At 63.4% G+C, this 25,590-nt stretch carries 23 protein-coding genes and 5 pseudogenes; 15 read left to right on the forward strand and 13 right to left on the reverse strand.

Annotated features, from left to right (window positions below; all coding sequences use genetic code 11):
- The first annotated feature begins 104 nt into the window (after positions 1-104).
- Together N5J71_RS17365 and rimI are read left to right on the forward strand one after the other, a co-directional pair.
- Positions 105-890, forward strand: coding sequence for an energy transducer TonB (locus N5J71_RS17365; RefSeq protein ID WP_074860860.1), 786 nt, complete (start codon positions 105-107; stop codon positions 888-890).
- Positions 891-922: 32 nt separating this feature from the next.
- Positions 923-1,375 carry a ribosomal protein S18-alanine N-acetyltransferase gene (gene rimI, locus N5J71_RS17370; RefSeq protein ID WP_004424255.1) on the forward strand — a complete coding sequence of 151 codons (453 nt, stop codon included), beginning with the start codon at positions 923-925 and terminating at the stop codon, positions 1,373-1,375.
- Between the two features lie 100 nt (positions 1,376-1,475).
- Here the strand turns inward: rimI and N5J71_RS17375 are convergent, their stop codons facing one another.
- Genes N5J71_RS17375 through hmpA form a run of 3 tightly spaced genes read right to left on the reverse strand, consistent with a single transcriptional unit; the run spans position 1,476 to position 4,089 of the window.
- Positions 1,476-2,651: an NnrS family protein gene (locus N5J71_RS17375; protein ID WP_279917316.1), complete on the reverse strand. Its 1,176-nt coding sequence runs from the start codon at positions 2,649-2,651 to the stop codon at positions 1,476-1,478.
- Positions 2,638-2,889, reverse strand: a complete 252-nt coding sequence (locus N5J71_RS17380; protein WP_004424251.1) for a hypothetical protein — start codon at positions 2,887-2,889, stop codon at positions 2,638-2,640. Before N5J71_RS17380 ends, N5J71_RS17375 begins: the two co-directional genes overlap by 14 nt.
- 18 nt (positions 2,890-2,907) lie before the next feature.
- On the reverse strand, positions 2,908-4,089 hold the full coding sequence (gene hmpA, locus N5J71_RS17385) for an NO-inducible flavohemoprotein (RefSeq protein ID WP_004424248.1): 1,182 nt from the start codon (positions 4,087-4,089) through the stop codon (positions 2,908-2,910).
- A 348-nt stretch (positions 4,090-4,437) separates the two neighbouring features.
- Here hmpA and norR point away from each other — a divergent pair, with 348 nt between their 5' ends.
- Positions 4,438-5,988, forward strand: a complete 1,551-nt coding sequence (gene norR / locus N5J71_RS17390; protein ID WP_279917317.1) for a nitric oxide reductase transcriptional regulator NorR — start codon at positions 4,438-4,440, stop codon at positions 5,986-5,988.
- A 66-nt stretch (positions 5,989-6,054) separates the two neighbouring features.
- On the opposite strand, the gene N5J71_RS17395 is transcribed toward norR, so the two are convergent.
- Genes N5J71_RS17395 through N5J71_RS17405 form a run of 3 tightly spaced genes read right to left on the reverse strand, consistent with a single transcriptional unit; the run spans position 6,055 to position 7,745 of the window.
- Positions 6,055-6,984, reverse strand: a complete 930-nt coding sequence (locus N5J71_RS17395; protein ID WP_279917318.1) for a class I SAM-dependent methyltransferase — start codon at positions 6,982-6,984, stop codon at positions 6,055-6,057.
- Entirely contained in the window at positions 6,977-7,315 is a 339-nt protein-coding gene (locus tag N5J71_RS17400; protein ID WP_084341802.1) for an FKBP-type peptidyl-prolyl cis-trans isomerase, read from the reverse strand. Before N5J71_RS17400 ends, N5J71_RS17395 begins: the two co-directional genes overlap by 8 nt.
- Position 7,316: 1 nt before the next feature.
- A complete protein-coding gene (locus N5J71_RS17405; RefSeq protein WP_178094232.1) occupies positions 7,317-7,745 on the reverse strand; it encodes a group II truncated hemoglobin in 429 nt (142 codons plus the stop codon).
- Positions 7,746-7,956: 211 nt separating this feature from the next.
- Between N5J71_RS17405 and N5J71_RS17410 the strand changes: the two genes are divergently transcribed.
- The 5 genes and pseudogenes from N5J71_RS17410 (at position 7,957) to N5J71_RS17430 (ending at position 13,468) form a co-directional block, all read left to right on the forward strand.
- Positions 7,957-10,320 (forward strand): DNA polymerase II, encoded by a 2,364-nt coding sequence (locus tag N5J71_RS17410; RefSeq protein WP_279917319.1) that lies wholly within the window; start codon positions 7,957-7,959, stop codon positions 10,318-10,320.
- Between the two features lie 262 nt (positions 10,321-10,582).
- A complete protein-coding gene (locus tag N5J71_RS17415; RefSeq protein ID WP_116618028.1) occupies positions 10,583-11,569 on the forward strand; it encodes a TerC family protein in 987 nt (328 codons plus the stop codon).
- Positions 11,570-11,632: 63 nt separating this feature from the next.
- Positions 11,633-11,935, forward strand: coding sequence for a hypothetical protein (locus tag N5J71_RS17420; protein WP_004424232.1), 303 nt, complete (start codon positions 11,633-11,635; stop codon positions 11,933-11,935).
- 256 nt (positions 11,936-12,191) lie between these two features.
- Positions 12,192-12,520 (forward strand): annotated as a pseudogene (locus N5J71_RS17425) (manganese efflux pump).
- Between the two features lie 3 nt (positions 12,521-12,523).
- Complete coding sequence (locus N5J71_RS17430; RefSeq protein WP_279871355.1) at positions 12,524-13,468, forward strand: SMP-30/gluconolactonase/LRE family protein; 945 nt, start codon at positions 12,524-12,526, stop codon at positions 13,466-13,468.
- Between the two features lie 396 nt (positions 13,469-13,864).
- Here the strand turns inward: N5J71_RS17430 and N5J71_RS17435 are convergent, their stop codons facing one another.
- From N5J71_RS17435 to N5J71_RS17465, 7 genes and pseudogenes are all read right to left on the reverse strand, one after another.
- Entirely contained in the window at positions 13,865-15,004 is a 1,140-nt protein-coding gene (locus N5J71_RS17435; protein ID WP_279917320.1) for an NAD(P)/FAD-dependent oxidoreductase, read from the reverse strand.
- Between the two features lie 73 nt (positions 15,005-15,077).
- Positions 15,078-16,523, reverse strand: coding sequence for an ATP-dependent RNA helicase RhlB (rhlB, locus tag N5J71_RS17440; protein ID WP_279917321.1), 1,446 nt, complete (start codon positions 16,521-16,523; stop codon positions 15,078-15,080).
- A 110-nt stretch (positions 16,524-16,633) separates the two neighbouring features.
- Positions 16,634-16,945: pseudogene (locus tag N5J71_RS17445) on the reverse strand (membrane dipeptidase); the annotation flags it as partial.
- Between the two features lie 279 nt (positions 16,946-17,224).
- Positions 17,225-18,163 carry a GGDEF domain-containing protein gene (locus N5J71_RS17450; RefSeq protein ID WP_279917322.1) on the reverse strand — a complete coding sequence of 313 codons (939 nt, stop codon included), beginning with the start codon at positions 18,161-18,163 and terminating at the stop codon, positions 17,225-17,227.
- A 184-nt stretch (positions 18,164-18,347) separates the two neighbouring features.
- The gene (locus N5J71_RS17455) at positions 18,348-18,479 is read right to left on the reverse strand and encodes a hypothetical protein (protein ID WP_279917333.1); all 132 of its coding nucleotides are present in this window, start codon (positions 18,477-18,479) and stop codon (positions 18,348-18,350) included.
- Positions 18,480-18,492: 13 nt separating this feature from the next.
- Positions 18,493-18,635, reverse strand: a pseudogene (locus N5J71_RS17460) (hypothetical protein); the annotation flags it as partial.
- 11 nt (positions 18,636-18,646) lie between these two features.
- Positions 18,647-19,306, reverse strand: coding sequence for an alpha/beta hydrolase (locus tag N5J71_RS17465; protein ID WP_279917323.1), 660 nt, complete (start codon positions 19,304-19,306; stop codon positions 18,647-18,649).
- A gap of 477 nt (positions 19,307-19,783) precedes the next feature.
- Here N5J71_RS17465 and N5J71_RS17470 point away from each other — a divergent pair.
- From N5J71_RS17470 to N5J71_RS17500, 7 genes and pseudogenes are all read left to right on the forward strand, one after another.
- A pseudogene (locus N5J71_RS17470) lies at positions 19,784-20,812 on the forward strand (amino acid ABC transporter substrate-binding protein).
- Between the two features lie 96 nt (positions 20,813-20,908).
- Positions 20,909-22,093, forward strand: a complete 1,185-nt coding sequence (locus tag N5J71_RS17475) for an amino acid ABC transporter permease (protein ID WP_279917324.1) — start codon at positions 20,909-20,911, stop codon at positions 22,091-22,093.
- Between the two features lie 9 nt (positions 22,094-22,102).
- A complete protein-coding gene (locus N5J71_RS17480) occupies positions 22,103-23,200 on the forward strand; it encodes an amino acid ABC transporter permease (RefSeq protein WP_279917325.1) in 1,098 nt (365 codons plus the stop codon).
- A 156-nt stretch (positions 23,201-23,356) separates the two neighbouring features.
- Positions 23,357-24,118, forward strand: coding sequence for an amino acid ABC transporter ATP-binding protein (locus tag N5J71_RS17485; protein ID WP_169970658.1), 762 nt, complete (start codon positions 23,357-23,359; stop codon positions 24,116-24,118).
- Between the two features lie 80 nt (positions 24,119-24,198).
- Positions 24,199-24,429: pseudogene (locus tag N5J71_RS17490) on the forward strand (nuclear transport factor 2 family protein); the annotation flags it as partial.
- A 63-nt stretch (positions 24,430-24,492) separates the two neighbouring features.
- On the forward strand, positions 24,493-25,248 hold the full coding sequence (gene pcsA / locus N5J71_RS17495; RefSeq protein WP_004424203.1) for a phosphatidylcholine synthase: 756 nt from the start codon (positions 24,493-24,495) through the stop codon (positions 25,246-25,248).
- Entirely contained in the window at positions 25,245-25,544 is a 300-nt protein-coding gene (locus N5J71_RS17500; protein WP_042920409.1) for a GIY-YIG nuclease family protein, read from the forward strand. Before pcsA ends, N5J71_RS17500 begins: the two co-directional genes overlap by 4 nt.
- Positions 25,545-25,590 lie beyond the last annotated feature (46 nt).

Raw genomic sequence — 25,590 nt, forward strand, 5'->3', positions numbered from 1 at the left:
TATTGGGACACTTTGTTTGCCCACAATCCCGTTGTGGCGCTTCCCGCTCCGGCCATTTCACGCGACAATCCGCCCCTGTTGAAAATCCTCTCTCTGGAGCGCCTGTGATTCCCGAACAGCGCCGTCGCGCCTACCTCGACGCCATGCAGGTGGCCACCTGGCTGCCGCGTACCGAACTGCCCTTCGCGGCAGCATCGCGTCTGGAGCTGCTCGAACCGCAGCAGGAGGAAGTGTTCGAGCCTGTGCCAGAGCCTGGTGCCGTCACGCCGACTGCCGTGCGCGAAGCGCCGGTCGAGCGGCCGAGGATCGAAATCCCGCGTCCAGGCGCTCAGCCGCGTCAGACGGCTGTCGAGCCCGTGGCGGAGCCTGAGCCTGTCGAGGAAAAACCGGCTCGTGTCAGTGTTCCGCCGCCGCGTTTTTCCCTGCAGTTGCTGCGGGCCGGCGATTGCGCCCTGCTGGTGGAGCTGCCCACCGGTCAGCCTTTCCAGAGCCGCGACCCGGCCTACATCCTGCTCAAGGATTTGTTGCGCGCCGCTGGCCTGCCGGACAGCCCACAACTGCTCGGCGAGCCGGTGCGCTGGCCGCTATTGGTGCGAGGCAATATGGATCAAGGCCCGCAAGCGGCGCTGGAGTTCGTGCAGAGCTTCGTGGCTGCGCGTCTGGAAGAACAGCCGAGCGCCTGCCTGTGGCTGGTTGGCCTGCCGGCTATTCGTTTCGCTGGTGAGGGTGACGAGCACAGTTACAATCGCGAGTTGCAGGTCGAGGGGCTGGGTACCTGCTGGGCCTTGCCGGGCCTGGAGCTGCTGATGGAAGAGCCAACGCGCAAACGCGAGCTGTGGCAGGCCATGCGGCGCGTTCGTCAGCGCTGGTCAGCCCCCGCTCATTCCTGAGAGCCCCCGTCTTTGTGCCCGAGTTACGCCCAATGAGCGATGCGATTACCTTCCGCCCGATGACCGAGGCGGATCTCGATGCCGTATTGAAGATCGAATACGCCGCCTTCAGCCACCCGTGGACGCGCGGCATCTTCACCGACAGCCTCAAGTCCTATAATTGCTGGCTGATGTTCGAGGGCAATCAGCAGGTCGGTCACGGCGTGATCAACCTGATCCTCGACGAAGCACACCTGCTCAATATCACCGTCAAGCCGGAAAGCCAGGGCCGCGGTCTTGGCTTGCGCCTGCTCGAACACCTGATGAAAGAGGCTTACGAGTTGGGTGGACGTGAATGCTTCCTTGAAGTGCGCGCCAGCAACCAGAGCGCCTACCGCCTTTACGAGCGCTTTGGCTTCAATGAAGTCGGTCGGCGTCGCGATTACTACCCGGCAGTCGGCGGGCGTGAAGATGCGCTGGTGATGGCCTGCACGCTGGTTGATTGAGGTCTGGCTGCATTGGGCTTAGAACCGTTCGCGGCAGCAATCGGCGGACTGTTCGCTTGCGCTCCTGAGTCCTCCCTACGGTGTGGCACTGCCAGTCCAGTCACCCTGGATGCCCATCCACCCGCGCTCGACACAGCATCGGCGCGTAATGCCAGGCGAACAGGGCGAAGGCGGCGCCCCAGCAGAGCGCCGCCAGCCATAGCCAGCTGCCACCTGCCGAGACCCGAAACAGCGCGCCCAGATTGAGCAGGCCAAAGGCCCAGGCCATCGCCTTGGGCGGCTGCAGTGCGCGGCCGGTGTGACCGAGGCTGACCCGCGCCATCATCGCCAGGATCAGCCCGCCCATCGCGCCCACCGCCAGCGCATGGCTGGCCAGGCTGGGGTATGCCAACCAGCCCAGGTGCCAGGCGGCCATGCCGAGGCTGGCGACCAGTAGCCAGGCGTAGCCCAGGTGTAGCGACCACAGCAGCGGCACGCCCCAGATGCCGCGCATATGCCAGCGCCACAGGCGCAGGCCGTGCAGCACGCTCAGCAGGATGAACAGCACGGCCAACCAGGGACTCGCCTGCAGGTTATGCCCGCTGGCGAACAGCGCTGCGACCAGCACGCCGCAGGCCAGCAGTAGACGATCCTGCCAGGGATAGGCGGCAAAGGCCTCGACCCGACCCAAGGCGCGATGGGTGAAGAAGGGAATCACCCGACCACCGATCAGGCTCAGCATGACTGCAATCAGCCACAGTGCGGCCAGTGCGCCACGGCGTTGCAGGCCGTCGTCGCCCATTGCCAGGCCGGCGAGGGTGAGTGACTGGCACAGCGCGAGCAGGCTCAGCACCAGCAGGATCGGGTAGTTGTTGCGTTGCCAGGCGGTGATCAGCTGGCGCGCCATCTGCGCAATGAACAGCCCGATGAAGGCCAACTGCAGCATGACCAGCAGAGCCAGCGGAACGGGGAAGAACCACACCAGGCGCGCCGCCAACCACAGCCCGAACAGTGCGACCAGAGGGCGGCCGCTGAGGCCCGGACTCCCAGTCCAGGTCTGCACGGCAGTGAGCAGGAAGCCGGCGATGATCGCCAGGCCGAAACCAAAGGGCATTTCGTGGCGATGCCAGGCCAGCATTCCACCCGGCACCGCCGGGTTGGTCAGCCCGTGCAGCGCCGCCGCCCAGAGGGCGATGGCGAGCACGGCGAACAGGGCGCCGGCGACAAAGAACGGGCGAAAGCCCAGGCGCCAGAAGGGCGCGATGGCCAGTGCCCGCTTGCGATCAAGCAATTGCATGTGCGCATGCCTCGTCTTTCAGGCGCCCCTGAGCGATCAGACGCAGCACGTAGCCGATCTTCAGTACGCTCGGACCAATCAGTGTCAGGCTGTGGGCCAATACCAGTGTCGGCACATTCAGGTGCTTCTCCAGGCCGTAGGCTGCCATCAGCCCCACCAGCAGCAGGATCAGGCCGGCCCAGAGCAACTGGCTGGACAAGTGCAGAATCTGCAGCGGTGGAAGATTCAGTGGGTACATGGTTCACCTCCTCATCGTTTAGCTATCCAGCGCCGAGGCCGGGCCGAAGAACTCATAGCGGCTCTGCTCGGCGGGAACGCCCAGCGCTTGCAGATGACGCTTGACCTGCGCCATGAAGGGCTTCGGGCCGAGGAAGTAGGCGTCCAGATCGCGCTCGGCCGGCAGCCATTGCTCCAGCAGATCGCGGCTGAGAAACCCCTCGGCGTCGGCCTGGTCCCCCGCGCGCGGCTCGCTGTAGCACACGTAATGGCGGATCTGCGGATGCTCGGCGGCATGGGCGTCGACCCAGTCGCGGAAGGCATGCACCTCGGCATTGCGCGCGCAGTGGATGAAATGAATCGGCCGGCCGCTGTGTCGCGCCGCGTCGAGCATGGCCAGGGCCGGGGTGATGCCAACGCCGGCGCTGATCAGTGCCAGCGGCTTGTCCGACTCGCTCAGGGTGAACTCGCCAGCGGGCGGAAACAGGTCCAGCACATCGCCAACCTGAACCTGGTCATGCAGATGGTTGGACACGCGGCCGCCTGGCTCGCGCTTGACGCTGATGCGGTACTCACGGCCGTTGGCCAGGGCCGACAGCGAGTAGTTGCGGCGTACCTCTTCGCCGTCCAGCTGCAGGCGCATACCGATGTACTGGCCGGGCTGATGGTCGAGCAGCGAGCCGCCATCGACAGGCTGCAGGTAGAAGGAAACGATCTCGGCGCTCTCGATGACCTTGCGCGCCACGCGGAAGGCCCGCGCGCCGCGCCAGCCGCCAGGCGCTGCGGCATTCTGCGCGTACTGGCTTTCTTCTGCGCCGATAAGGATGTCGGCCAGTTGCTGATAGGCCGCGGCCCAGGCATCGATCACCACGTCGGTGGCGATCTCGGCACCCAGCACCTCGCGAATCGCGCGTAGCAGGCAGCTGCCGACGATGGGGTAGTGCTCGGGCAGGATCTGCAGCGACACGTGCTTGTTGACGATCTGCGCCACCAGCGGGCCGAGGGCTTCGAGGCGGTCGATATGCCGCGCGTACATCAGCACGCCGTTTGCCAGCGCACGCGGTTGGTCGCCACTGACCTGGTGCGCCTGGTTGAACAGCGGGCGTACCTCGGGGTACTCGCTGAGCATCATCCGGTAGAAATGGGTGGTCAGCGCTTCGCCGCCGCTTTCCAGCAGTGGCACGGTGGCTTTGATCAGGTCACGTTGAGCGTTGGTCAGCATGGGGTATCTCCGCAAGGCAAATAAAGACGCCGGTGTGGCTAATGCCGATCAGATAAGATTGCCAAAGCGGCCTTTCGTAGGAGCCCCGCCTCGGGGCGAAGCTTTTCAATTGCGCATCGCCCTGGTTCGCGGCGGGGCGCCGCTCCTACGTATTCGCAGCGGCGACGCTTAACTGACTGGCATTAGCCGGTGTGGCTCGTCTGGCCAGTTGTGGCGTGCTAGCGTTAGCGATGGATACCTATCAGAAAGCGTGCCAGATAAATAATCCTTAAATATCAATGGCTTGCTTGTTTTGTAGTATTAATGACTCGCTTTGCGTGTGGGTCAAAAAGACATTGAGTAGTCGAAATGACCGCTAATCCGTTGCTAGAAGCCCTGATTCCCCTGGTCGCCGACTTGTCCCGTGAGCTGGATGACGGTGAGCGTTACCGTCGCCTGCTTGCCGCCTTGCGCCAGTGGTTCCCCTGCGATGCCGTCGCGCTGCTGCGGCTCGACGGCGAGGTGCTGGTGCCGCTGGCGGTCGAGGGGCTGAGCCCCGATACCCTGGGACGGCGCTTCAGGGTCAGCGAGCATCCACGTCTGGCTGCGTTGCTGGAGCATGTCGGGCCGACGCGTTTCGCCGCCGATTGTGGCCTGCCTGACCCTTACGATGGGCTGGTGGAGGGGCTGCCTGGTCATCTGGAAGTGCATGATTGCCTTGGCTGCCCGCTCTATCTGGACGAACAGCTCTGGGGCCTGCTGACCCTGGATTCGCTTGACCCGACCAGTTTCGGCCGGCTCGATCTGGACAGCCTCGAGGCCTTCGCCAGCCTGGCGGCGGCCACGGTCAAGGTCAGCCAGCGCATCAGCGGCCTGGCGCAGCGGGTCGAGGCCGAGCGTCAGCTCACCGAGCTGTACAAACAGGCGCGGCAGCAACCGCGCGAGCTGGTGGGGCAGAGTGCGGCGCTGCGCAAGCTGCAGGACGAGATTCGCCTCGTCGGCGACAGCCCGCTGACCGTGCTGATCACCGGGGAAACCGGTGTCGGCAAGGAGCTGGTGGCCGAAGCCATCCACGCCGCCTCGCCACGTGCGCAGCGTCCGCTGGTCAGCATCAACTGTGCGGCGCTGCCCGATGCGCTGGTGGAGAGCGAGCTGTTTGGCCACGTACGCGGCGCCTTCTCCGGTGCCATGAACGAGCGCAGCGGCAAGTTCGAGTTGGCCGACGGCGGCAGCCTGTTTCTCGACGAGGTGGGCGAGTTGCCGTTGGCGATCCAGGCCAAGCTGCTGCGCGTGCTGCAAAGCGGCCAGTTGCAGCGGGTGGGGTCGGATCGCGAGCATCGGGTCGACGTGCGGGTGATCGCCGCCACCAATCGCGACCTGGCGGCCGAGGTGCGCGCCGGGCGTTTTCGCGCCGACCTGTATCACCACCTGAGCGTCTATCCGCTGCCGGTGCCGCCGCTGCGCGAGCGTGGTCGCGATGTGCTGCTGCTGGCCGGCTACTTTCTCGAAGAAAACCGCGCGCGGCTGGGGCTGCGCAGCCTGCGGCTGAGTGCCGAGGCGCAGAAGGCGCTGCTCGGTCATGATTGGCCGGGCAACGTGCGTGAACTGGAACACCTGATTGGCCGTGCGGCGATCAAGGCACTGGCGCGCCACGGCGAGCGCCCGCGCATTCTCAGTCTCGATGTGCAGGATTTGGATTTGCCGAGTAGTGAGGCGAGCGCAGCCGTCGAGGCCGTGTTGGCGTCCGGCGAGCCGGTGCCGGAAGGCGTGGAGCTGCGCATGGCGGTGGACGCTTTTCAGCGCCAGTTGATCGAACAGTGCCTGGCGCGTCATCAGGGCAAGTGGGCCGATGCGGCGCGTGAGCTGGGCGTGGATCGCGCCAACCTCAGCCGTTTGGCCAGGCGCCTGGGCATTCGCTAGCTGGACTGTGGGGAGGGGCTTTAGTCGCGATCTGTTCATGTCGCGGCTAAAGCCCCTCCCACAGGTTTATCCTTGCTGAAACACCAGCGCCTTCAATCCGCTCTCGGGCGAAATGTCGGGAAACTCCGGTGGGTTGTCCAGGCGCTCGACGAAGCGCAGTTGCGGCGCTTCGGTGGCCATGCCGTCGATGATGAAATCCGGGCCGATATCCGGATCGTTGACGCAGGCCAGCACCACACCGTGCTCGCTGAGCAGTTCCGGCAGGCGCCGGAGTATCTTGGCGTAGTCCTGGGTGAGGGCGAAGCTGCCTTTCTGGAAGCTTGGCGGGTCGATGATCACCAGGTCGTACGGGCCGCTTTTGCGCACCTTGCCCCAGGACTTGAACAGCTCGTGACCGAGAAACTCCACCTGGCTCAGGTCGTGCTGATTGAGGCGATGGTTGTCGCGGCCACGGGTCAGTGCGGCGCGCGCCATATCCAGATTGACCACATGCGCGGCACCGCCAGCGATGGCGGCCACGGAGAAACCGCAGGTGTAGGCGAACAGGTTGAGCACGCGTTTGCCGGCGGCCTGCTCGCGCACCCACTGGCGGCCCAGGCGCATATCGAGGAACAGCCCGCTGTTTTGCTTGCTGCCCAGATCCAGCAGGTAGTGCAGACCGTCTTCGATGATCGGCCATTGCGCCTGCGGCTCGCCGGCTAGCCACTCGCTCTCGCTGCCCTGCACGTAGCGGTGCTGAACGAGCAGGCCGCGCGCACCGCTGGCCTGCCATTGTGGCGTTTCCAGCAGTTCCATGAGCAGCGGTCGCAGGTCTGGCGATGGCTCGCGAAACAGCATCACCAGGACGATGCCGGACAGCCAGTCGACGGTGATCTGCTCCAGGCCTGGCCAGCAGCGACCACGGCCATGGAACAGGCGGCGGGTCTCAGTGCCGGGGTGGTTTTCCAGTGCCTGCAGCAGGTGCTCGCGCAGGGTGGCGAGGGCGGCGTCAGTCATCGCGGGTCAGCACTTCCAGCAGCTCGATCTCGAAGGTCAGGTCGGAGTTGGGCGGAATCGCGCCCACGCTGCGCTCGCCATAACCCAGGTGCGCCGGCACCTGCAGCTTGCGTTTGCCGCCCACCTGCATGCCCATCAGGCCCTGGTCCCAGCCCTTGATCACCCGGCCGGTGCCGATCACGCACTGGAACGGTTTGCCGCGCGAGAAGGACGAGTCGAACTCGCTGCCGTCGGCCAGCCAGCCGCGGTACTGGGTGGTGATCAGGGCGCCCTTGACCACGGCCTTGCCGTCGCCGGGTTGCAGGTCTTCGATGATCAGTTCGTTGCTCATTTCAGGTTTCCTTGCGATGACGGTTTTGGCTGGCCTGTACCGAGCGTTCCGCGGGTACGCGCAGCTGGGTCAGCAGATAATCTGCGAAGGCTGGCGCATAGCCTTGCAGGGCGATGGCGCCGGCCATGCAGCTCAGCCAGCTTTCGGCCAGCGCCTGGTCGATCGGCCACTGCGCATGGAAGGCCGGAATGCTGATGCTGCCGTATTTCTCGGCAAACAGCCGTGGCCCGCCAAGCCAGCCACTGAGGAAGCACGCCAGCTTGTCGCGTGAGGCGCTCAGGTCGGCTGGGTGCAGTGCGCGCAGGGCAGCAGCCTCAGGGCGTTCGTCCATCAGCCGGTAGAAGTCATCGACCAGGTGGCGCAGACCGTCGATGCCGCCGGCAGCCTGGTAGGAGGCATCGCCGGTGCCGTAGGGAGGTGTGTTGCTCATCGAACCATCGTCCGGAAAAGGCGCCATTGTAACCGCTGGCGTAGAATGCTCGGCCAGTTTGGTTCGAGGTAATGGGCAACTGCAGAGGCTGTTTTCTCCCCTCTCCCATTTATGGGAGAGGGGCCAGGGTAGAGGGGAAAAGCTCATGCCCTCTCCCCAGCCCTCTCCCGCAAGCGGGAGAGGGGGCAGATCGTGCTTGCCTGAAAAGATGATGACGCAACCCCAGCAAGGCTTCGTGCTCAGCCGCCATTGGCGCGATACGCCGGAGGGCACCGAGGTGGCCTTCTGGCTGGCGACCGATGCCGGCCCGCGCCAGGTGCGCCTGCCATGCCAGGACGTGGTGGCGTTCATCCCGGCCGAGCAGCGCGCCTGGGCCGAGCCGCTATTGCGAAATGAGAAAGGCGTCGAGCTACGCGAGCTGACCTTGCGCGACTTCAAGCGCCGCCCGGTGCTGGGTTTGTATTGCCGCCAGTACCGCCAGTTGCTGCAGTTGGAGAAGAAGCTGCGCCAGGTCGGTGTCGATGTGTACGAGGCCGATATTCGCCCGCCGGATCGTTACCTGATGGAGCGCTTTATCACCGCCAGCGTGCTGTTCGACGGTATCGAGCAGGAAGACGGCAGCCTGCTGTGCAAGTCGCTCAAGCCCGCGCCTGATTACCGTCCGGCGCTGCGCCTGGTGTCGTTGGATATCGAGACCAGCGCCCGTGGCGAGCTGTATTCCATCGCTCTGGAAGGTTGCGGCCAGCGCCAGGTGTACATGCTTGGCCCGGCCAATGGTGACGCCAGCATCGTCGACTTCGAGCTGGAGTACTGCGACAGCCGCCAGTTGCTGCTCGAACGGCTCAATGCCTGGCTGCAGCGGCATGATCCGGACGCCATCATCGGCTGGAACCTGGTGCAGTTCGACCTGCGCGTGCTGCGCGAGCATGCCGAGCAGCTCAAGCTGCCGCTGCGCCTGGGCCGCGGTGGCGACGTGCTGGGCTGGCGCCAGCACAACAGCAGCCAGCACTACTTTGCCGAGGCCGCCGGGCGGCTGATCATCGACGGCATCGAAGCGCTGCGCTCGGCGACCTGGAGCTTCCCCTCGTTCAGCCTCGAATCGGTGGCGCAGACCCTGCTCGGCGAAGGCAAGGCGATCGACACGCCCTACGCGCGCATGGACGAGATCCAGCGCATGTTCGACGAGGACAAACCGGCGCTGGCGCGCTACAACCTCAAGGACTGCGAGCTGGTCACGCGCATCTTCGCCCACACCGATCTGCTCGCCTTCCTGCTGGAGCGCTCCAGCGTCACCGGCCTGGCCGCCGACCGCAGTGGTGGTTCGGTGGCGGCTTTCACCCACCTGTATCTGCCGCCCATGCACCGCCTGGGCTACGTCGCGCCTAATCTTGGCGACATTCGCGGCGAGAACAGCCCTGGCGGCTTCGTCATGGATTCGCGCCCCGGCCTGTACGACTCGGTGCTGGTGCTGGACTACAAGAGCCTGTACCCGTCGATCATCCGCAGCTTTCTGATCGACCCGCTAGGGCTGGTTGAAGGCCTGCACCAGCCGGATGACGAACACTCGGTGGAAGGCTTTCGCGGCGCGCGCTTCTCGCGCACCCGGCATTGTCTGCCGGCCATCGTCGAGCGTGTCTGGCAGGGCCGTGAGGCGGCCAAACGCGAGGGCAATGCGGCCTTGTCGCAGGCGTTGAAGATCATCATGAACGCCTTCTACGGCGTGCTCGGCTCCAGCGGTTGCCGTTTCTTCGATCCGCGCCTGGCATCGTCGATCACCCTGCGCGGGCACCAGATCATGAAGCGTACCCGCGAACTGATCGAAGCCGAGGGCCATGCGGTGATCTACGGTGACACCGACTCCACCTTCGTCTGGCTCGGCCGCGCTCATGATGAGGACGAGGCAACGCGTATCGGGCGCGCGCTGGTGGCCCGTGTCAACGCCTGGTGGCGCGAATATCTGCAGAATGAGTACGGCCTGACCAGCGCCCTGGAGTTGCAGTACGAAACCCATTACCGGCGCTTTCTCATGCCCACTATCCGTGGCACTGAGGAGGGCAGCAAGAAGCGCTACGCCGGCTTGGTGCGTGCCGCCGATGGCAGCGAACGCATGGTGTTCAAGGGCCTGGAAACGGTACGCACCGACTGGTCGCCGCTGGCCCAGCGCTTCCAGCAGGAGCTTTATCGCCTGGTGTTCGCCGGCCAGCCCTATGAGGACTACGTGCGCGACTACGTCAAGCGCACCCTGGCCGGTGAGCTGGATGAGCTGCTGGTCTATCGCAAGCGCTTGCGCCGACGCCTCGACGATTACCTGCGCAACGTGCCGCCACACGTACGCGCCGCGCGCCTGGCTGACGAGCACAATCAGAGCTTGGGGCGGCCCTTGCAATATCAGCGCGGCGGCTGGATCAGCTATCTGATCACCACAGGTGGGCCGCAACCGCTGGAGCGTCTGCTGTCGCCGGTGGACTACGAGCATTACATCAGCCGCCAACTGAAACCGGTGGCCGATGCCATCCTGCCGTTCGTCGGCGGTGAGTTCGAACGGTTGGTGAACGGGCAGCTGGGGCTGTTCTGAAACCTTTGGATAAACAGCGAACCCTGTAGGAGCCCGCTTGCGGGCGATCAGCCGACGGCGCCAGGATTGTCCGCAAGCGAGCTTCTACAAGACGACAGTAGGCTCTGTAGTGGCGCAGAATTGGAAATATTTTGTAAAATTTTACCCGTTGAGTGGCGTTCGCGGCCTGAATATTGTGGCGCCCGTGATACCGGGCCCCTCTGGCGGTTAACACCGCGATGTCGGAGTCACAGTCTGTTCAATCTGACTGTAGGAGGGGCTCATGACTGCCCTAGAACCGTTCCTCTTCGCCGACTTCCTCGGCACGGCCACCTGGTTGTGGCTGGTCTTCATCGCTGTCGTCATTTCTCTGTTGGCCTTCGATCTTGGCGTGCTGCACCGCGATAATCGCGAAATCGGCGTGCGTGAAAGCTTGATGTTGTCAGCTGGCTACATCACTGCGGGCCTGCTGTTCGGCGTCTGGGTGTTCTTCCAGAAAGGCGGCGACGCCAGCATGGATTACCTCACCGGTTTTCTGATCGAGAAATCGTTGTCGATGGATAACGTGTTTCTCATGGCCATGATCTTCAGCTTCCTGGGTATTCCAAGGCAGTACCAACACAAGGTGCTGTTCTGGGGAATCATGGGCGTGCTGGTGCTGCGCGCCATCATGATCGGCCTGGGCGCTGCGCTGATTCACGAGTTCGCCTGGATTCTCTATGTATTCGGCGCCTTCCTGTTCTTTACCGGCATCAAGATGCTGTTCGCCAAGCTCGACGATGCGCCGGACCTGGAGAACAACGTGCTGGTGAAGTTCCTGCGCAAGCATCTGCGCGTGACCGATGAGCTGCACGGCCAACGCTTCTTCGTGCGCCAGGACGATGGCCAGGGCCGCAGCGTGCTGTGGGTGACGCCGCTGTTCCTGGCGCTGATCCTGATCGAGTGCGCCGATCTGGTGTTCGCCATCGACAGCGTGCCGGCGATCTTCGCCATCACTCAGGACCCGTTCATCGTCTACACCTCGAACATTTTCGCCATCCTCGGCCTGCGCGCCCTGTACTTCGCCTTGGCTGCGCTGATCCACCGCTTCGCCTACCTCAAGTACGCGCTGGCCCTGGTGCTGGTGTTCATCGGCGCGAAGATCTTCCTGGTCGGCATCATCGGCAAGATTCCGGCCGTGGTGTCGCTGAGCGTGACCCTGGTCCTGCTGGTCGGCGGAGTGCTGCTGTCGCTGTACAAGACCCGCGGCCAGCCGCTCGCCAAGATCTGACGGATAAGCTTTTGCCCGGTTACGCCCCGTGTGTATCCGGGCCTTCGACACTGGAGAGACCTGATGCAAAACCCTTGGAAACACCGCTTGACGCCTGCCGCACTTGGTCTGGCACTGATCGCCCTGGCGGGCTGCGACGCCGCCGAGCAGTCCGCACAGAAGCTCGCCGAAGAGGCGAAGAAGGAAGTGCAGGCGCTGATCAGTGACTCGGTCGGCGAGGTGGTCGATGAGGTCAACCGCCAGGTGGACTCCCTGCAGGAGTCCACCAACCGAGCACTTGGCAAGGACGACAAGGAGGAACAGCAGGGCACCGAGGCGCCGCAGGTGGAGCCCGAGAAACCGCTCGAGCAGGGCGTCGAAACCTGATGCCGGCTCGGTGGCGCAGGCTACCGCTGAGCTGTTGCTGGGCGCCGCCACTTCCGCCCCGGCATGCTTGGGTTTATCCTGCTCGCCTCTTTGGGGGAGTAACCTGCCGTCGCGCTAGCGTCGGCGCGTTGGTCAACATTCTCGGCAACCTGCCGTGGCCAACGCATCCGCAGGGATTGGTGAGACCAACGACAGTCCTGTGCCAGGTCGGGCGCGCAGTGGCTTGTCGTTGACTCAGGCCCGGCTGGAGTTTCCCTTGAATCCTCTCTCGCTGCTTCTTCTGTCTTTCGCCATGTCGACGGATGCCTTCGCGGCAGGGCTCGGGCCAGCACAAGCCACGCGCGCTGGGGTGATCTTTGGCACCATTGAGGCCATCACGCCGATCATCGGCTGGCTTTCGTCGAGGTGAACATCCTGGTCGCTGCACTGTGTATCGGTCTGGCCACCACCCTGATGGTGACATTGGGCATGTTGCTTGGTCGTATGCTGGGCTAACTGGTCGGCAAGCGTGCCGAGATCGTCGGCGGTGTGGTGCTGATGTTAGTTGGCGCGACGATTCTCTACGAACACTTTGCGAGTCTGTGAAACATGAACATGTCCCTGCGTTTGCTGAAAAGCGCACTTCTGGCGGCTGCCGCGCTGGTTGCCGCCGCCCTGATGTTTTTCGCCTGGCAGTACTTCTTTCCGGTGCAGGCCGCCAGCGGCTGGTCGTACCGCGTTGCCTACGATGACGTGCAGAAGGCGGCCGGGTTAGCGCGAGCAGCGGATGGCGGGATTCTGGTCAGCCAGGAACTGCAGGATGGCCGCGGCAGCATCCTGTTGATGCAGCCCGACGGTGACCGCGAAGTGGTGGTCGAAGGCCTGTCCAAACCCGATGGCCTGCTCAGCGCCCGTGGTGGCCTGGTGTTCAGTCAGGAGTCGGGCGGCAAGCCGGTCAGCTTCCTGCAAGGCAAGCGTGTTTCCGAACTGTTCGCGGGCGATCAGGTGCGGGGGCTGTGGGATGACGGTCACTACCTCTATGCCATCGAGGACCGCAAGGGTAACGGTCGGCTATGGCGCTACCGCTGGGATGACCGGCAACTGAGCGTGGTGCGTGACAACCTCTCGGAAACCGAGTCGATCACCCGCTGCACCGACGGCCGTATGCTCTACAGCGAAAAGGAAACCGGTGTGATTCGCGAGCTGCGCGAGGACGGCCGCGACCCGGTGGTGATCGACGGGCTGCGTAACCCGACGTTCATGCTCTGCGACGAGCAGGGCCTGTGGATCAGCGAGGACTCGACCCATCGCGCCCGTCTGCTGCTGGTCGATGCCCAAGGCGCGCAGACCACCGTGTTGTCATTTCTCAAGGCGCCGCAGGCGATCTTGCCGCTGGACGATGGCCGTTACCTGGTCGCAGAGGGAGGGCGTGATCGGGTGTTGGAGTTGAGCCTGAACAAGGCTGACGGTTTTCGCCGCGAGCTAGAGCGCTCGGCCAAGCATGAAGAAGCAGCCGAGCAGGAGCAAAACGTACTCAAGGGCGTGGGTGGTTGAGCCGCTCCAGCAGCGCTGTCAACGCCAGACCTGGCCAGGCCCAGCTGCGGCAATTGTGCGAGAAACAGTCCACGAAGGATCTCGCCGGCCGTCCAGGTATTGCCATAGGCACTGGCGAGCAGATTGACCGCGCTGTAAGCGGCGATGGCGGCGCACAAGCCGAACACTGCGAGGACGGCGAGGCGCCGCTTCAGCATGCCGCTGGCAGCGGCCAGCAGAAACAGTGCGAATGCCGGCAGACAGGCCAGCGCCAACTCGATGGCGATCTGACCGTCAGGCTCCGCCAGCAGCGGCCAGGCCAGGCCAGACCAAGCCCTCCGTGCTGCAGGTGACAGGTCAGCAGGCCGATGAACAGGGCAGTGCTGGGCAGCAGCAGTGAGCCCTGCACCAGCCTGATCAGTGCACCTGGCATGACAACATCCGTGCCGGGCTGAGCATCGCTTCACTCAGGCCCGCCTCGAGCAAAGATTGCGGCAAGGGTTGCCTGCGAATCAGCGCCGCGCAGGCCTGGCCCATGGCGGCGCTGGTCTGGATGCCGTAGCCGCCTTGCGCTGCCACCCAGAAGAAGTTTTCGGCCTGGGTATCGAAACCTCCAACCAGATCGCCATCGGCGACAAAGCTGCGCAGGCCGGCCCAGGTATGCGCCGGACGACGAATCTGCAGCGTGGTGTGGGTTTCGATCTGGTGGATGCCCAGGGCGATGTCCAGCTCTTCCGGCTGCACGTCATGCGGCGCCACCGGGTCGGCATTGGCTGGCGAACCGAGTAAAAGACCGGCATCGGGCTTGATGTAGAACGATTCGTCCAGGCTCACCAGTGCCGGCCAGTGCTGGCAGTCGATGCCTGTCGGGCCGTTGAAAGTGAAGGCAGCGCGGCGCTTGGGCTGTAACCCGATGCCGGGGAGGCCGGCCAGGCGCGCGATCTCGTCGCACCAGGCACCGGCGGCATTGATCAATACGCTCGCGCGATAGCTCTGCCCGGCGCAATCCGCCTGCCAGCCGTCGGCGAGGCGGCTGATGCTGATGACCTCGCGCTGGCAATGAATCTCCCCGCCCTGTTGGCGGATGCCACGCAGGTAACCCTGGTGCAGCGCTGCGGTGTCGATATCGGCGGCGCTGGGGTCAAACAGTGCGCCATGCACCAGCTCACGACGCAACACCGGAACCAGCGCGCAGGCCTCGTCAGCACTGAGCAGGCGAGCCTCTGTAACATGTTCACGGGCCTGCTCGTACTGGCGCTGCAGTTCGGCTGCGTCACCGCTGAAATCCACCACCAGCTCGCCACGTGGCGTGAGCAAGGGATGCTCGGCGAAGCCGGTTGGCGGGGCATCGTAGAAAACGCGACTGGCGGCCGTCAGCGCGCGGACCTGGGGCGTGCCGTAGGCGACGGTATACAGCGCCGCTGAGCGGCCGGTGGAGTGATAGCCGGGCTGCGCCTCGCGCTCGAGCAACAGAGTCTTGCCATGGCTGGCGAGAAAGTAGCCGGTGGAGGCGCCGGCAATGCCGGCGCCGATGATGAGGTAGTCGCAGTGTTGCATGGCGTGTCGATCAACGGGGTCAAATGAAAAAGGCGAAGCTGGAGGGCTTCGCCTTGGTTCTACCTGCGCTGGCTCAGTGCTTGCGCGGCACCGGCTTGAGCAACTCGTCCGGCGGCATTTCGCACTGGATCTTGCGGCCGATCAGCGCTTCGATCGGCGGCAGGGCGAAGGCATCGTCTTCGCCGGCGAAGCTGATCGAGGTGCCGCTGGTGCCGGCGCGACCGGTACGGCCGATGCGGTGCACGTAGTCGTCCGGGTCTTCCGGCAGGGTAAAGTTGATCACGTGGCTGATGGCATCGACGTGGATGCCGCGACCGGCCACGTCAGTGGCGACCATGACGCGGATCTTGCCCTCGCGAAAGCCTTCCAGGGCGCGGATACGCTTGTGCTGGGGAATGTCGCCGGACATCTGCACGGCGCTGATGCCGTCGCGGGTCAGGCGCTCTTCGATGCGCCGTACTTCGTCCTTGCGGTTGGCGAAGACCATGACCCGCGTCCAGTCGTTCTGGCTGATCAGGTTGTACAGCAGCTTGTACTTGTCAGCCGAGGCTACGGCGTACACGTGCTGCTCGACGGTGTCGCTGGCGACGTTCTCCGGCTCGATCTCGACGATGGCCGGGTTGACCGTCCACTGCTTGGCCAGGTTCATCACGTCTTCGGTGAAGGTGGCGGAGAACAGCAGGGTCTGGCGGTCGCCCTTCATCGGCGTCTGGCGGATGATCTGGCGCACCTGCGGGATGAAGCCCATGTCGAGCATGCGGTCGGCTTCGTCCAGCACCATCACCTCGACCATGTCCAGGTGCACTTCGCCGCGCTGGTTGAAGTCCAGCAGGCGGCCCGGGGTGGCCACGAGGATGTCGCAGAAGCGCGACTCCAGTTGCTTGAGCTGCTTGTCGAAGTCCATACCGCCGACGAACTGCATGACATTCAGGCCGGTGTACTTGGTCAGCTCGGCAGCGTCCTTGGCGATCTGCACCACCAGTTCGCGGGTCGGCGCGATGATCAGCGCGCGTGGCTCGCCCATGTAGCGCTCTTTCGGCGGCGGGGTTTGCAGCAGCTGGGTGATGATCGAGATGAGGAACGCGGCGGTCTTGCCGGTGCCGGTCTGGGCGCGGCCAATGGCGTCCTGGCCCTTGAGGGTGTAGCCCAGTACGCCGGCCTGGATCGGCGTGCAGTAGGGGAAACCCAGATCATGAATGGCATGCATCAGCTCGGGGGCAAGCTTGAAGTCATGGAAACGGGTCTTGCCTTCGGCCGGTTCGACCACGAAATCTTCCAGTTTCCAGGTGTCGACTGGCTTGGCTGGGCGCTCGCGGCGCGGTTTGTCGGCCTTGGGCGGGCGAGGTGCTCGCTCTTGAGCCGGCGCGGCAGCGGTTTCGGGCTTGCGTGCGGGTTTGCCTTTGCGGGCGCTTTTCTCAGGTTCGCCGGTCTTGGCCTGGGCAGGCGCTACGGGCGCAGTGGCTGGCTGTGGCTGCTCGCCTTCGGCCTTGCCGAACATTTTCTTGAGTGCTTTGAGCACGGGCTTCTCATCGACTGGTTAAGGAGTGAACGCCCGCCAGTGTAATGCAAGACGCGGGCGTGGCGAAGTGCTTCGCTCGCGTCTGTCAAGAGTACCGTGCGGTCAGTGCCTCATTTCTCCGGCAGGCTGGCCAGCAGCAGGCGCTGTACATTGCCACCCATGATGGCGGCGATGGCCGTGTCGTCGAAGCCGGCGGCTTGCAGGCCTTCGGTAATCTGCGCCAGGCCGGTAACGTCGAACGGGGTGTGTACGGTGCCATTGAAGTCCGAGCCCAGGGCGACATGCTCGACGCCGACCTTGTCCGCCGCGTAGCGGATGGCTTTGACGATGGCGGCGACCGAGGTGTCGCACACGGCGGTGCTCCAGTAGCCGATGCCGATCACCCCGCCCGTGGCCGCGATGGCCTGCAGGTGCTTGTCGTTATGCTCGGCACTGTAGCAAGGCAAGGGACGGCGTTGCGCGGCAGCTCTGTGGGAGGCGCTTCAGCGGCGATTCGGTCGCGGCTAAAGCCCCTCCCACAATGCCTAGGGTCTGTTGCCGTCCCTTCGGGTTGCGCGGCAAATTGCGCCATGCGTCGTTGCGGGATTTGGCAAGGGAACGACCATTACCTGCATCCCGCGCCTCGCGTGGCGCAATTTGGCGCAGCAACGCGGCTCGCGTCGAAACGGCAACAGACTCTAGCGCACCAATGTCGCAAATTATCAGCCGCAGAGGCAGTTGCGGCCCTGTTGCTTGGCCTGGTATAGCGCCGCATCGGCTCGCGCGATCAGGCCTTGCAGGCTGTCCTGATGCTGCATCTGCGCCAGCCCGATGGAAATGGTCACGCCCGGTAGAACGCCAACTGGCGAGTAGAAGGAGGTGATCCGCTCCAGGCTGATGCGCAGGCGTTCGGCGATGCTGCGGGCGTCGTCGGCGGCAATTTCCGGCAGGAGGATGACGAACTCCTCGCCCCCGAAACGTATCAGGCTGTCCTTGGCCCGCAACTGGCTGTTGAGTGTGTTGGCCACCAGGCACAAGGCATAGTCGCCCGCCAGATGGCCATGCTGGTCGTTGTAAGCCTTGAAGTGGTCGACATCGAGCATCAGCAGGGAAATCGGCTCTTCGTTGAAAGCGCAGCGGGTACTTTCACGTTCGAACACATGTTCCAGCCAGCGTCGGTTGAAGCAGCCGGTGAGGGTGTCGATATTGGCATGCTGTTCGCTGTCGAGAATTTGCCGGTTGCCCTTGCGTACACGCTCACAGAGCAACTGCAGCAGGTTTTGCATCACCTGGGGCGATTGCTTAAAGAGCGTTACCAGCGACTCACGGTGCAGACGCAGGACGATGGAGGGACATTCGGCGACCACGTAGGCCGAGGGGCGTTCGTTGTCGATGAAGCTGATTTCGCCGGCGCAATCACCCACTTCCAGAGTACCGACGGGCTGGTTGTCCAGCGAACCGAGATAAACACGCAAACGCCCCTGAAGCAGCAGGTAGAGATGCTGGTTACGGTCGAAGGGGGATAACAACACCTCGCCGGCTTCCAGTTCGCAGGCGCGAAACTCCGCCAGGAGTCGCTCCAGGTTGTTGGCCGCGATGTTGTGAAACAGCCGCAGGCGCTGGATCTGCTGTAGATCTGCTGGCCAGTACGCCGTTTTCATCGCGTTTTCACCGGGCCTGGGCGGGCGAAGAGCATCGCTAACACTCCATGTTGTGTTCACGTGTCGATAATCGACACTATTCCCACACAAGTAGCATGGCAATGCCCACAGCAATGCCGGCCGACCAATGGCGGTACGAAAGTGCAAATGTGTGAGCGGACGCGCGTCCCTGCGCACCCCGGGGTCAGGATATCCAGTGGATGCGATGGCCCACGGCGCAGCCTGCCAGACGCTCGCCAATGGCGGCAGCCAGTGCCTGGCTGTCATTGGCCAGATGGATGTGCGCCAACTGCCCGGTAAACCCGGGCGATGGCATCGAAACGCAGCGCCGGTTTGAGCTGCACGTAGACTACCGGCAGTTCACCGGCTTCTCGTCCGGCTTGCCCACGGCTGCGGCTGGGGGCTTGTGCAGGGCTGCTTCGATCATCTGCGGGGCGATGATGTGGCCGCCGCGAATGATCAGCTCCTTGCTGCCCGGCTGAGTCAGGCCGCCAGTAATTGGCTCAACCATTCGGCGATATCGCGAATCTCTTCCGGCAGCACCTCGTGCGCCATCGGATAGTCGCGCCATTGCACCGGCACCCCACAGGCGTGCAGGCGGTCATACGCGGCACGTCCCATGTCGGGTGTCACCACGTCATCGAATCTGCCATGCAAACAAAGCACCGGCAGTTGTCTTTTTGTATCCGCCAGCTGCATGTCGTCACTGAAGGTCGGTGCGTAGGTCGAGAGTGCCAGCACCCCGCCGAGGGTCTCCGGATAACGCAGGAAGGCGGTGTGCAGTACCACCGCGCCACCCTGGGAGAAGCCCGCCAGGACGATGCGTTCAGCGGCGATGGCGCTTTCGCGCTCGGCCTCGATCAGGGCGATCACCTGGTCGGCGGACTCGTCCAGCTGGGCCTGGTCGATGGCGCGCGCCGGGCTCATGGCAAGGATGTCGTACCAGCTCGGCATGCTCCAGCCGCCGTTGATGGTCACCGGGCGGGTTGGCGCCTGCGGCAGGATGAAGCGTGTGCTGGGCAGGCGCTCCTGCAGCAACTCGGCGACCGGCAGGAAATCGTAGCGGTCAGCCCCCAGCCCATGCAGCCAGATCACGCTGGCATCGGCGGATTGTGGGGGCTGCAAAATCATGGGTGCGGTCATTGGTAGCTCCAGTGTGGTGCGGGCGCCTTAATTTGGGGCGGCGCCCTGCTCAAGGCTTGGCTAATCTGTGAATAAGTTGTCGCACGGGTGAAAGTTTTTCCCTTGACCCCCGTATATCCGGCGATTTGCCATGTGCTGGTACGGGGCTTGCTATGGCTCATTTGAACTGACGACGCGGTGCGCTAACGGTAACACTGTGCCACTGCGCACCGCTCAACAGGCAGGAATCTGCTGTGTGGGGTTCCTAATAGACCGTCGGGGCGATCGATCGCTCAGACGGATGACGATCCGTCTCTGGCCCGTTCAACCAATGGGCAGGGTGGGAGCAGTTGGCCAGCAGAGGGTAAAGCCGACTAGACTCCCGCCTGACGTTCGAACTTCTCGTCGATACCGTTGCTGCCAGCGGATCGCGTGCCTCAAAAGGGTGGGGAAGGCGGACGGAGACTCCAACACAACAAGAGCAACTGGAGGTTTTTGATGAAGATGGTGAAATCCACCCTGGCTGTGCTGACCACCGCAGCTGTGCTCGGTGTCAGTGGCTTTGCTTAGGCAGGCGCCACTCTGGATGCAGTGCAGAAGAAAGGCTTCGTGCAGTGCGGTATCAGCGACGGTCTGCCTGGCTTCTCCTACGCCGATGAAAAAGGTAACTACCTGGGTCTGGACGTTGACGTCTGCCGCGCTGTTGCAGCCGCGGTTTTCGGTGACGCCACCAAGGTCAAGTACAGCCCGCTGACCGCCAAGGAGCGCTTCACCGCGCTGCAGTCCGGCGAAGTCGATATCCTCTCGCGCAACACCACCTGGACCAGCTCGCGCGATTCGGGCCTGGGCCTGAACTTCACTGGCGTGACCTACTACGACGGCCAAGGCTTTCTGGTGAACAAGAAGCTGGGCGTTTCCAGCGCCAAGGAACTGGACGGCGCCACCGTGTGCATCCAGGCCGGTACCACCACCGAGCTGAACCTCTCCGACTACTTCCGTGCCAATGGCATGAAGTACACCCCCATCACCTACGATACCTCCGACGAGAGCGCCAAGTCGGTCGAAGCCGGTCGTTGCGACGTACTGACCTCCGACCAGTCGCAGCTGTACGCACAGCGCATCAAGCTGGCCAACCCGGACGACTACGTGGTGCTGCCGGAAGTCATCTCCAAGGAGCCTCTGGGCCCGGTCGTGCGCCAGGGTGATGACGAGTGGTTCAACATCGTGCGTTGGACCCTGTTCGCCATGGTCAACGCCGAGGAACTGGGTGTGACCTCGGCCAACGTCGAAGCCACTGCCAAAGACACCAAGAACCCGGACGTAGCGCGTCTGCTGGGTAGCGAAGGTGAGTTCGGCAAAGACCTCAAGCTGCCGAAAGACTGGGCGGTGCAGATCGTCAAGCAAGTCGGTAACTACGGCGAGTCCTTCGACCGTAACGTCGGTGCCGGCAGCGAGCTGAAGATCGAGCGTGGTCTCAACGCCCTTTGGAACAAGGGTGGTCTGCAGTACGCACCGCCGGTGCGTTGACCGTCCACAGCGGCAGGCCCCTGGCCTGCCGCTGTCGTTTCCGATTAGTGAAACCCGGCCCGCTTGCGTGCGGCCGGGGCTTCCGTGAGGGTTTTCATGCATACGACTGCTAATGCCCCGCGCCCGAGAGGATCGCTTCTGAACGATCCGCAAGTGCGCGCTTGGGCTTTCCAGATCATCGCCGTTGTCGCTGTCGTGGCGCTCGGCTGGTTTCTCTTCCAGAACACCCAGGCCAACCTGGAGAAGCGCGGGATCACCTCCGGCTTCGCTTTCCTCAACAACAGCGCCGGTTTCGGTATCGCCCAGCACCTGATCGACTACACCGAAAGCGACAGCTACGGTCGCGTGTTCGTGGTCGGTCTGCTCAATACCCTGCTGGTGTCCTTCATCGGTATCGTGCTGGCCTCCATCCTTGGTTTTCTGCTGGGTGTGGCGCGGCTGTCGCCGAACTGGCTGATCAGCAAGCTGGCGACCGTCTATATCGAGATCTTCCGCAACATTCCGCCGTTGTTGCAGATCCTCTTCTGGTACTTCGCGGTCTTCCTCGCCCTGCCTGGACCTCGGCAGAGCCTGGATATGGGTGAAATCTTCTTCCTCAACAGTCGCGGTCTGTACATGCCGGCGCCTGGCCCTTCGGAGAGTTTCGGCCTGTTCGCGGTGGTAGTACTGGCGACCATCGTCGGCGTCGTCACCCTGGGACGCTGGGCCAAGAAACGCCGCGAAGCTACCGGCAAGATCTTCCCGCTGCTGTGGACATCGCTGGCGCTGATCGTGGTGATTCCCGGCCTGACCGCGCTGGTCGCGGGCAATCCGCTGGTGTGGAGTGTGCCGGAGCTGACCGGTTTCAACTTCCGTGGCGGCTGGGTGATGATCCCCGAGCTGATGGCGCTGACCCTGGCATTGACCATCTACACCGCAGCATTTATCGCCGAGAACGTGCGCTCCGGGATCATGGCGGTCAGCCATGGTCAGACCGAAGCCGCGCGTTCGCTGGGTTTGCGTCCGGGCGTCACTCTGCGTCTGGTGATCATCCCGCAGGCGCTGCGCGTGATCATTCCGCCGCTGACCAGTCAGTACCTCAACCTGGCGAAGAACTCGTCCCTGGCTGCCGGTATCGGCTATCCGGACATGGTGTCGCTGTTCGCCGGCACTGTGCTCAACCAGACCGGCCAGGCCATCGAGGTGATCGCCATCACCATGAGCGTGTACCTGGCGATCAGCATCAGCATTTCCCTGCTGATGAACTGGTACAACAAGCGCATTGCGCTGACTGAGCGGTAAGGAGCAGCCATGCAGACTCATACATTCAAACCGGACCTGCCGCCGCCACGCCAGAGCGTCGGTGCAGTGGGCTGGCTCAAGGCCAACCTGTTTTCCAACTGGTTCAACAGCCTGTTGACCCTCTTCGCGCTTTATCTGATCTGGCTGGTGGTACCTCCGCTGCTGCAGTGGACGATCATCGATGCCAACTGGGTGGGCAGCACCCGCGCCGACTGCACCAAGGAAGGCGCGTGCTGGGTGTTCATCCAACAGCGTTTCGGTCAGTTCATGTACGGCTTCTACCCCAGCGAACTGCGCTGGCGCGTGGACGCCACGCTGTGGCTGGCAATCGTCGGCGCGGCGCCGCTGTTCGTGCCGCAGATGCCGCGCAAGGCGTTCTACGGCCTGGGCTTCCTGGTGATCTATCCGGTGATCGCCTGGTGCCTGCTGCACGGCGGCGTATTCGGCCTGAGCGTGGTATCCACCAGCCAGTGGGGCGGCCTGATGCTGACCCTGGTAATCGCCTCCGTCGGCATCACCGGTGCCTTGCCGCTGGGTATCCTGCTGGCACTGGGGCGACGTTCCAACCTGCCGGCGATCAAGGTCATCTGCGTCACCTTCATCGAGTTCTGGCGCGGTGTGCCGTTGATCACCGTGCTGTTCATGTCCTCGGTGATGCTGCCGTTGTTCCTGCCCGAAGGCATGCATTTCGACAAGCTGATGCGTGCGCTGATCGGGGTGATCCTGTTCCAGTCTGCCTATATCGCCGAAGTGGTGCGTGGTGGCTTGCAGGCCATTCCCAAAGGCCAGTACGAAGCCGCTGCGGCCATGGGCCTGGGCTACTGGCGGATGATGGGCCTGGTGATCCTGCCGCAGGCGCTGAAGCTGGTGATTCCGGGCATCGTCAACGTCTTTATCGCCCTGTTCAAGGACACCAGCCTGGTGATCATCATCGGCCTGTTCGATCTGCTCAACAGCATCAAGCAGGCGACCACCGACCCGGCGTGGCTGGGCATGGCCACCGAGGGCTACGTGTTCGCCGCGCTGATCTTCTGGATTTTCTGTTTCGGCATGTCCCGCTATTCGCTGCATCTCGAGCGAAAACTGGATACCGGCCACAAGCGTTAGGAGCTGATCAGTATTTGCTGCGCGTCGGCCAGGCGGCGTTGAAAACACTCTCGGGATGCTCATGTACAACCGTACATTGCGCTCCCTCGAATGTTTTCGCCTTGCCTGGCTCTAGCTCGCTAAATCCTGAATCGAGCCCCTCAAGAGGAGTGAGTCATGAGTGAAGCAATCAAACAACCCAGCGCCGAGCCGATGATCCTGCTGCAGGGTGTGAACAAGTGGTACGGCCAGTTCCATGTGCTCAAGGACATCAACCTGAGCGTGCAGCAGGGCGAGCGTATCGTGCTCTGCGGGCCGTCCGGTTCGGGCAAGTCCACCACCATTCGTTGCATCAATCGCCTGGAAGAACACCAGCAGGGGCGCATCGTGGTCGATGGCACCGAATTGACCAGCGACCTCAAGCACATCGAAGCGATTCGCCGTGAAGTGGGTATGGTGTTCCAGCACTTCAACTTGTTCCCGCACCTCACCGTGCTGCAGAACTGCACGCTGGCGCCGATGTGGGTACGCAAGATGCCCAAGCGCCAGGCCGAGGAAATCGCCATGCATTTCCTCGAGCGCGTGCGTATTCCCGAGCAGGCCAACAAGTACCCGGGGCAGCTCTCCGGTGGTCAGCAGCAGCGTGTGGCGATTGCCCGCGCGCTGTGCATGAAACCGAAGATCATGCTGTTCGACGAGCCGACCTCGGCACTCGATCCGGAGATGGTGAAAGAGGTGCTGGACACCATGATCGGCCTGGCCGAAGACGGCATGACCATGCTCTGCGTGACCCACGAAATGGGCTTTGCCCGCACCGTGGCCAACCGGGTGATCTTCATGGACAAGGGCGAGATCGTCGAGGAGGCCGAGCCTGATACCTTCTTCTCCAATCCGCAGAACGAGCGTACCAAGCTGTTCCTCAGTCAGATCCTGCACTGAGTCGGCAGCGTGCTATCGACCAGGGAGCCTTCGGGCACCCTTTTTCATTGTGCGCCCAGCATGGGCGCACTCCTGCGGGTGCAAGCTACCGTTTCAGCGCCACCGGTCGTCAGGTGGTCAACCATATTCAGGCGCGCTTCGTGTTTCGCGACGGACTCATCGTCGAGCATCGCGATCACTTCGATCTCTGGCGCTGGGCACGTCAGGCGCTAGGTGGCAAAGGGCTGCTGCTGGGGTGGGCGCCATCGGTTCAGGCTACCATTCGTCGGCAGGCGGCACGCGGGCTGGTGCAATTCCGCGCTTCACGCTAAGGCAGATGAAGGAACGCAGTGGTAGGCTAGCCGGTCTTAGCCTTCAATAATGAGAGTGCGCACATGGGGTGCCGCACCTCCACTGCCAAGAGACCTGCCGTGACCGAACTGATCGTTGCCGTAAAACAGGCCAAAGCCTGGGGGGTCCATGCCGTTACCGCCAGCGGTGTGATCCTCGCATTGCTGGCGCTACTGGCTGTACTCGACGGCCAACCCCAGCAGTGCCTGCTCTGGCTCGGTCTGGCGTTGCTGGTCGATGGGCTGGATGGTTCGCTGGCGCGGCGTTACGACGTCAAGGGTGTGCTGCCGCATTTCGACGGCTCGACCCTGGATCTGGTGATCGACTACCTCACCTACGTGTTCATTCCGGCGATCTTCCTCTATCGCTTCATTCCCCTCCCTGAATACACCGCGCTGTTCGCCGTGGGGTTGATTCTGCTGTCGTCGCTGTTCTGCTTCTGCAACCTGAACATGAAGAGCAAGGACAACTACTTCGTCGGCTTTCCGGCGGCGTGGAACGTGGTCGTGTTGTATTTCTACATCCTCGACGTGCATCCCTGGATCACCCTGGCCATTATCGTCCTGCTGGCCGGCTTGACCCTGACCAAGATGAAGTTCCTGCACCCGTTCCGCGTGCGTCAGTTCATGCCGCTGAATATCCTGGTGACCTTCGTCTGGATGCTCTCCAGCGCGCTGCTGATTCTGCAGTACCCCGTCAGCCAGCCCTGGCTGCTGGCGTTGTGGTGGCTGGCCTCGGCCTACTTCGTCGGCATGTGCCTGTGGCGCTCGGCGCGCGAGTGGTTTCCGGCGCGCGGATGACGGCGGCCGTCGATAAGCCCTGGTTCGTCTACCTGGTGCGTGCTGCCAACGGCGCGCTGTATTGCGGCATCAGCGATGACCCGCAGCGGCGTTTCGCCCAGCATCAGAGCGGCAAGGGTGCACGGTTCTTCCATACCAGCCCGGCGCAGGCACTGGCCTATGTCGAAGCCTGTGCTGGCAAGGGCGATGCCCTGCGCCGTGAGCGGGCCATCAAGCGCCTGAGCAAAGCGGCCAAGGAGGTGCTCATTCTGAGCGTTGATGGCGCTTCATCAGCCGTAGGCGGTGTGCGTGACTAGGTTGCGCGGGTAAGCTGGGTGCTTTCGAACCGTCGCGGAGCGCGCC

The organism is Ectopseudomonas oleovorans, from assembly GCF_029845265.1.
GTDB lineage: Bacteria > Pseudomonadota > Gammaproteobacteria > Pseudomonadales > Pseudomonadaceae > Aquipseudomonas > Aquipseudomonas oleovorans.